This window comes from Pseudomonas sp. UBA6276 (assembly GCF_002438365.1).
GTDB classification, from domain to species: Bacteria; Pseudomonadota; Gammaproteobacteria; order Pseudomonadales; family Pseudomonadaceae; genus Aquipseudomonas; species Aquipseudomonas coleopterorum.
The window spans coordinates 1-5,952 of record NZ_DJUS01000073.1 but is presented as its reverse complement, the minus strand read 5'-3'; the positions used below and the strand labels follow the sequence as shown (position 1 = coordinate 5,952).

8 protein-coding genes are annotated in these 5,952 nt (G+C 63.6%); 4 read left to right on the top strand and 4 right to left on the bottom strand.

What is annotated here, in order from left to right; genetic code table 11:
* From B2V21_RS08685 to gpmI, 3 genes are all read right to left on the bottom strand, one after another.
* The coding region (locus B2V21_RS08685; protein WP_286916614.1) for a S41 family peptidase at positions 1 to 793 on the bottom strand (793 nt) is incomplete at its 3' end.
* A gap of 62 nt (positions 794 to 855) precedes the next feature.
* On the bottom strand, positions 856 to 2,148 hold the full coding sequence (locus B2V21_RS08680; RefSeq protein ID WP_286916613.1) for a murein hydrolase activator EnvC family protein: 1,293 nt from the start codon (positions 2,146 to 2,148) through the stop codon (positions 856 to 858).
* 3 nt (positions 2,149 to 2,151) lie between these two features.
* Complete coding sequence (gene gpmI / locus B2V21_RS08675) at positions 2,152 to 3,687, bottom strand: 2,3-bisphosphoglycerate-independent phosphoglycerate mutase (RefSeq protein ID WP_286916612.1); 1,536 nt, start codon at positions 3,685 to 3,687, stop codon at positions 2,152 to 2,154.
* Positions 3,688 to 3,904: 217 nt separating this feature from the next.
* Between gpmI and B2V21_RS08670 the strand changes: the two genes are divergently transcribed.
* From B2V21_RS08670 to secB, 3 genes are read left to right on the top strand one after another with little or no spacing between them, the layout of a single operon-like run.
* Positions 3,905 to 4,318, top strand: coding sequence for a rhodanese-like domain-containing protein (locus B2V21_RS08670; protein WP_056844454.1), 414 nt, complete (start codon positions 3,905 to 3,907; stop codon positions 4,316 to 4,318).
* Between the two features lies 1 nt (position 4,319).
* On the top strand, positions 4,320 to 4,574 hold the full coding sequence (gene grxC, locus B2V21_RS08665) for a glutaredoxin 3 (RefSeq protein ID WP_056844453.1): 255 nt from the start codon (positions 4,320 to 4,322) through the stop codon (positions 4,572 to 4,574).
* Between the two features lie 47 nt (positions 4,575 to 4,621).
* Positions 4,622 to 5,104, top strand: coding sequence for a protein-export chaperone SecB (secB, locus tag B2V21_RS08660; RefSeq protein ID WP_049861717.1), 483 nt, complete (start codon positions 4,622 to 4,624; stop codon positions 5,102 to 5,104).
* A 102-nt stretch (positions 5,105 to 5,206) separates the two neighbouring features.
* Here the strand turns inward: secB and trmL are convergent, their stop codons facing one another.
* The gene (trmL, locus tag B2V21_RS08655) at positions 5,207 to 5,662 is read right to left on the bottom strand and encodes a tRNA (uridine(34)/cytosine(34)/5-carboxymethylaminomethyluridine(34)-2'-O)-methyltransferase TrmL (protein ID WP_049861718.1); all 456 of its coding nucleotides are present in this window, start codon (positions 5,660 to 5,662) and stop codon (positions 5,207 to 5,209) included.
* Here trmL and B2V21_RS08650 point away from each other — a divergent pair.
* Positions 5,661 to 5,952, top strand: a 292-nt coding sequence (locus B2V21_RS08650; RefSeq protein ID WP_286916611.1) for a hypothetical protein, incomplete at its 3' end; no start/stop codon positions are given. The two genes, trmL and B2V21_RS08650, sit on opposite strands and share 2 nt — an antisense overlap.

Below are 5,952 nucleotides of genomic sequence, written 5' to 3'. Positions count from 1 at the left end.
TCAGGAAGTGGTCGGCCACTTCCACCGCGCTTTGCAGCACGCCGCCTGGGTTGTTGCGCAGGTCGAGGATCAGCCCCTTGAGCTTGCCGTTGTTGTCCTTGCGCAGTTTCGCCAGGGCCTTGCCGACTTCTTCGCCGGTTTTCACCTGGAACTGGGTGATGCGCAGGTAGCCATAGCCGTTTTCCAGCAATTGCGCCTTGACGCTCTTGACCTGGATGGTGGCGCGCGCAAGCGTCACGTCGAAGGGCGTGCCACCGTCGCGCACCAAGGTCAGGGTGATCTTCTCGCCGAGCTTGCCGCGCATCAGGTCGACGGCCTCGGTCATGCTCAGGCCCTGGGTGGGCTGGTTGTTGATCTTGACGATCAGGTCGCCCGCCTCGATGCCGGCCTTGGAGGCTGGCGTATCGTCGATGGGCGAGACCACCTTGATCATGCCGTTGTCGCTGCCCACTTCGATGCCCAGGCCGCCGAACTCGCCGCTGGTGCTTTCCTGCAGCTCCTGGAAGTCCTCGGGGCCCAGGTAGGCCGAGTGGGGATCCAGGTTGCTGAGCATGCCCTTGATGGCGTTTTCCAGCAGGGTCTTGTCATCCACCGGCTCGACATAGGCCGCCTTGATGCGGTCCATCACCTCGGCGAAGGTCCGCAGCTCGTCCAGCGGCAAAGGCGCGGCGGCTGGTGCCGCGCTCGCCGCCCGGGCGGGCTGGGGGGACAGATCGGCGGCGACCACCGCAGGGGCGGCGGTGGCCACGGCGATCGTCAGGGCCAGCGAGGTAAGGCGGGACAGATGCGGCATGTCTAACAGACTCCTGATACGGGTTCGCGCCTTTGAGGGCTGCTTTTGAACGACTGCGCCAGTCAACCGCGACACCACTGCGAAGGGTCGGTCGGTTTGCCTTGCTGGCGTATTGCAAAATACAGCGCTGGCGTGCTCTGCCCGCCGCTGGTTCCTACGGTGGCGATGGCATCACCGGCCTTGACCACGTCGCCGGCCGATTTGAGCAGGGTCTGGTTGTGACCGTACAGGCTGAGGTAACCGTTGCCATGGTCGAGAATGACCAGAAGCCCGGCGCCGCGCAACCAGTCGGCGAAGACCACACGGCCACTGTGCACCGCATGCACCTGGCTGCCGGCCGAGGCACTGATCATCACCCCATCCCATTTGGTACGAACGTCGTCACCGCGGGTTTCCCCGAAGCGTGCCAACAGTCGACCATCGACAGGCCATGGAAGTTTTCCCCGCGCGGAGGCAAATGCACCGCCGAAGCTCTCGCCGCTGCTGGACACCATCGGGCCCGACGGCGCACGAGGCGCCTGGGGCGCGGGTGTCGGGGCCTCTCGGGCTGCGGCTGCAGCCGCCTCACGCTGGCGACGCTGCTCGGCCTCCTGAGCGGCGAGCAGGGCCTTCTGCCGCGCTTCCTCGGCCTCGCGTGCCTGGCGAGCCAGGGTTTCCTCGATGGTCTTGAGCACCTTGGCCAGGTCTTCCTGATCCTGCTGGCGGGCTTGCAGTTTCTGATCGCCTTGCTTGTACTGGTCGTTGAGCCTGGCCAGGGCGACCTGGCGCTCCTTGCGCACCTTGTCGAGGTCTTCGCGCTGGCTGTCCAGGTTGCCTTGCTGCACCAACAGCTGCGCCTGCTGCAGGTTGATGTCCTTTTCCACACCGGCCAGCTTCTGCAGGGTCTGGTTGAAGCGTTTCAACTGTTCCAGGCGGGCCTGGCTCAGGTAGTCGTAATAGGTCAGGGTGCGGGCGAACTTCTCCGGGTTCTGCTGGTTGAGCAGAAGCTTGAGGTATTCCTGGCGCCCGCTCTGGTAGGCCGCACGGGCCTGGATGGCAATGAGGCGTTGCTGTTCGACCCGGGCGGCCTGGAGCTTGGCTTTCTCGCCATCGAGACGCTCCAGCTCGCCCTCAGTCTTTTTTAGTTCTTTCTGCAGGGCCTCCACCTGCTTTTCCAGCTTGCCCATCTCGGTTTCGGTCGTGCGCAGCTCTTTCTGCACCCCGGATCTTTCTGCCTGCAGCGTGCCAAGGGTTTTCTGCAGCTCGGCGATGTCCTTGCGGGTGGCATCGATCTGCTGCTGGGTTTGCGCGCGCTCGTCGGCGAAGGCCGGGCCGAGCAGGCAGGTCAGGGTCAGGAACGTCAGGGCGCGGAGCATGGGTCAGCCTTGTACCAGGATCGAGGTGCCGGTCATTTCTTCGGGCTTGGGCAGGCCCATCAACCAGAGCATGGTCGGCGCCACGTCGGCCAGCACGCCGCCTTCGCGAACCTTGACGTCGCGCTTGCCGACGTAGATGAACGGCACCGGCTCGGTGGTGTGCGCGGTATGTGCCTGACCGGTGCAGACGTCTTCCATCTGCTCGCAGTTGCCGTGGTCGGCGGTGATCAACGCTTCGCCACCGACCTTGTCGAGTGCGGCGGTGATACGGCCTACGCAGGTGTCCAGGCACTCTACCGCCTGGATCGCGGCGGCCATGATGCCGCTGTGGCCAACCATGTCGCCGTTCGCGTAGTTGACCACGATGACGTCATAGCGCTGCTGCTCGATCGCTTCGACGATGCGGTCGGTCACTTCCGGCGCGCTCATTTCCGGCTGCAGGTCGTAGGTTGCAACCTTCGGCGAAGGCACCAGAATGCGTTCTTCGCCGGCGAACTCTTCTTCGCGGCCGCCGGAAAAGAAGAACGTCACGTGGGCGTACTTTTCGGTTTCGGCGATGCGCAGCTGGGTCTTGCCGTTCTTCGCCAGGTATTCGCCCAGCACGTTGTTCAGGCCGGTAGCGGCAAATGCCGCCGGTGCCGGGATCTTCGCCGAGTATTGGGTCAGGCCGACATAGCCGGCCAGCTTGGGCTGGCGTGCGCGTGGGAAATCGTTGAAATCGTCTTCGACGAATACGCGGCTGAGCTCGCGCGCGCGGTCGGCGCGGAAGTTCATGAAGATCACGGCGTCGCCGTCTTCGACACGGACGGGCTCGCCTACCGTGGTGGCCTTGACGAATTCGTCGCTCTCGCCACGCTCGTAGGCGGCCTGCAAACCCTGCACGGCAGTGGCGGCATGGAATTCCGACGCGCCGTCGACGATCAGGTTGTACGCGGCGCTGACGCGATCCCAGCGGTTGTCGCGATCCATGGCGAAGTAACGCCCGATCAGGCTGGCGGTGCGGCCGTGGCCGAGACGGGCGAAGGTCGCGTCCATCAGTTCCAGCGAGGCCTGCGCGCTCTTGGGCGGTGTGTCGCGGCCGTCGAGGAAAGCATGCAGGTAGAGCTTCTGCGCGCCGCGACCGGCGGCCAGCTCGGCCATGGCGACCAGGTGGTCCTGATGGCTGTGCACGCCACCGTCGGACAGCAGACCCATGAAGTGCACCGCCTTGCCGGCTGCGACGGCCTTGTCCACGGCCGCGCAGATGGTGGGGTTGGTGAAGAACTCGCCATCGCGGATGGCCTTGGTCACGCGAGTGAAGTCCTGATACACCACACGCCCGGCGCCCAGGTTCATGTGGCCGACTTCCGAGTTGCCCATCTGCCCGTCGGGCAGGCCGACATCCATGCCCGAGCCCGAGATCAAGCCGTTGGGCTGGCTTGCCGTGAGTGCATCGAGCACCGGCTTGCGAGCCGAATAGACCGCGTTGTACTCGTGGTTTTCGCTGTGACCGAAACCATCGAGGATGATCAGGACCAGGGGTTTGGGCGTGGTTGTCATGGATCCCACTCGCTATGTCAGAAGAGCATTCAGGAGAAGCCCGGCATTTTAGGGCATTGCGGGGCTGTGTGACGAATCATGGCGGTTTATTTCATCGCGGACGCAAGAACAACAAGCACAGACCCGCAATGAGGCCGAGCGGTTCCGTCCGGCGGGCTTTGGCCGGACTTGGCGGCTGTGTATACTGGCCGACATTTTAACGCCCTGGAACCCGCTGATGGTTGCTCACCTGATTGAATTCGCCACAAATCACTATCTGCTCGTGACCGCGTTCGTGGTCCTGCTGGTCATGCTGATCATGCTGGAAATGAGCAAGGGTGCCAAAAGCCTCAGCCCCCGCGAGCTGACTGCGCTGGTCAACAGCGAGCAGGGCGTGGTCGTGGACATCCGCAACAAGAAGGAATACGCCGCCGGCCACATCGTCGGTGCCTTGAGCATTCCTCAGGACAAGCTGGCCAGCCGCGTCGGCGAGCTGGAGAAGTACAAGGGCAAGACCCTGATCGTGGTCGACGCCATCGGCCAGCACGCCGGCACTGCCTGTGCCGAGCTGGTCAAGGCCGGCCACACCGCCGCCAAACTGGCCGGTGGCGTATCGAGCTGGCGTGCCGACAACCTGCCCGTGGTGAAGTGACATGAAGCCGATCGTCGTCTACTCCAGTGACTATTGCCCCTACTGCTCGCGCGCCAAGTACCTGCTGGAAAGCAAGAAAGCGAAGTTCACCGAGATCAAGGTCGACGGCAAGTCCGAGCTGCGCCGCGAAATGGCCGCCAAGGCCGGCCGCACCTCGGTGCCACAGATCTGGATCGGCGACTTGCACGTCGGCGGCTGCGACGACCTGTTCGCCCTCGAGCGCGCCGGCAAACTGGACGCGTTGCTGGGGGCCTGATTCGGTCCCCTTTACCCCCACACCTCTGAAGATCACAAGGATCAGCGATGACCGATCAAGCGAACAATGGCGCTGCCGCCGAAAACGAACCGCAGTTCTCGCTGCAGCGCATCTACGTGCGTGACCTGTCGTTCGAAGCCCCGAAAAGCCCGGCGATCTTCCGCCAGCAGTGGGAACCCAGCGTTTCCCTGGACCTGAACACCCGCCAGAAAGGCCTGGAAGGCGACTTCCACGAAGTCGTGCTGACCCTGTCGGTCACGGTCAAGAACGGCGAAGAAGTGGCGTTCATCGCCGAAGTGCAACAGGCCGGTATCTTTCTGATCAAGGGTCTGGACGAAGGCTCGATGAGCCACACCCTGGGTGCTTTCTGCCCCAACATCCTGTTCCCGTATGCCCGCGAGACCCTGGACAGCCTGGTAACCCGCGGTTCGTTCCCGGCGCTGATGCTCGCTCCGGTGAACTTCGACATGCTCTACGCGCAGGAACTGCAACGCATGCAGGAATCGGGCGAAGCGCCTTCGGCCCAGTAAGCATGGCCGTGCTGTGAACAAAAAGCGCCTTTCGGGGCGCTTTTTTGTGTGTGCGTGCTGCCTCTTTCGCGAGCCCTCTGCCCGCGAAGAGGCCCTCAGGCCCTACTCAAACCCCAACTGTCGCCAGGCTTCATAGACAGCCACCGCCACCGTATTGGACAGATTCAAACTGCGGCACCCCTCGCGCATCGGCAGGCGCAACTTGTGCTGGCTGTCCAGCGCGTCCAGCACCTCGGCCGGCAGCCCACGGCTTTCCGGACCGAACAGGAACGCATCGCCCTTCTCGAAGCTGGCATCATGAAACGGCCGCGAACCCTTGGTGGTGAACGCGAACACCCGTGGCTGCCCCAGGCTTTCCAGGCAACTGGCCAGATCGGCATGGCGCTGCAGCGTGGCATATTCGTGATAATCCAGGCCGGCCCGACGCAAGCGCTTGTCGTCCAGCTCGAAGCCGATCGGCTCTATCAGGTGCAGGGCACAACCGCTGTTGGCACACAGCCTGATAATGTTGCCCGTATTGGGTGGAATCTCTGGTTGAAAAAGGATCACGTGAAACATGCGCGGCACCGAACTGAAGGACGGGCAGCATTCTACTCCTGATCCGAGCGAGCGTTCGCAACTGTGGCCACGGGTCTTGGGCTCGCTGGCCCTGTTCGGCCTGCTGATCGGCCTGATGATCGGCCGCCTGACCAATCCCGAGCCTGCTCGCCTGGACAACATCGAAGTGCACCGCGACCAGCTGGTGCTGTGGTTCAACGACGAGCCGAAGGTGCATGCCGAGGTGGTCGAAGGAACGGTGGCGATGCTGTTCGACGCCACGGGTGCGCCGGCCAGCGGGCGGTTGCTGG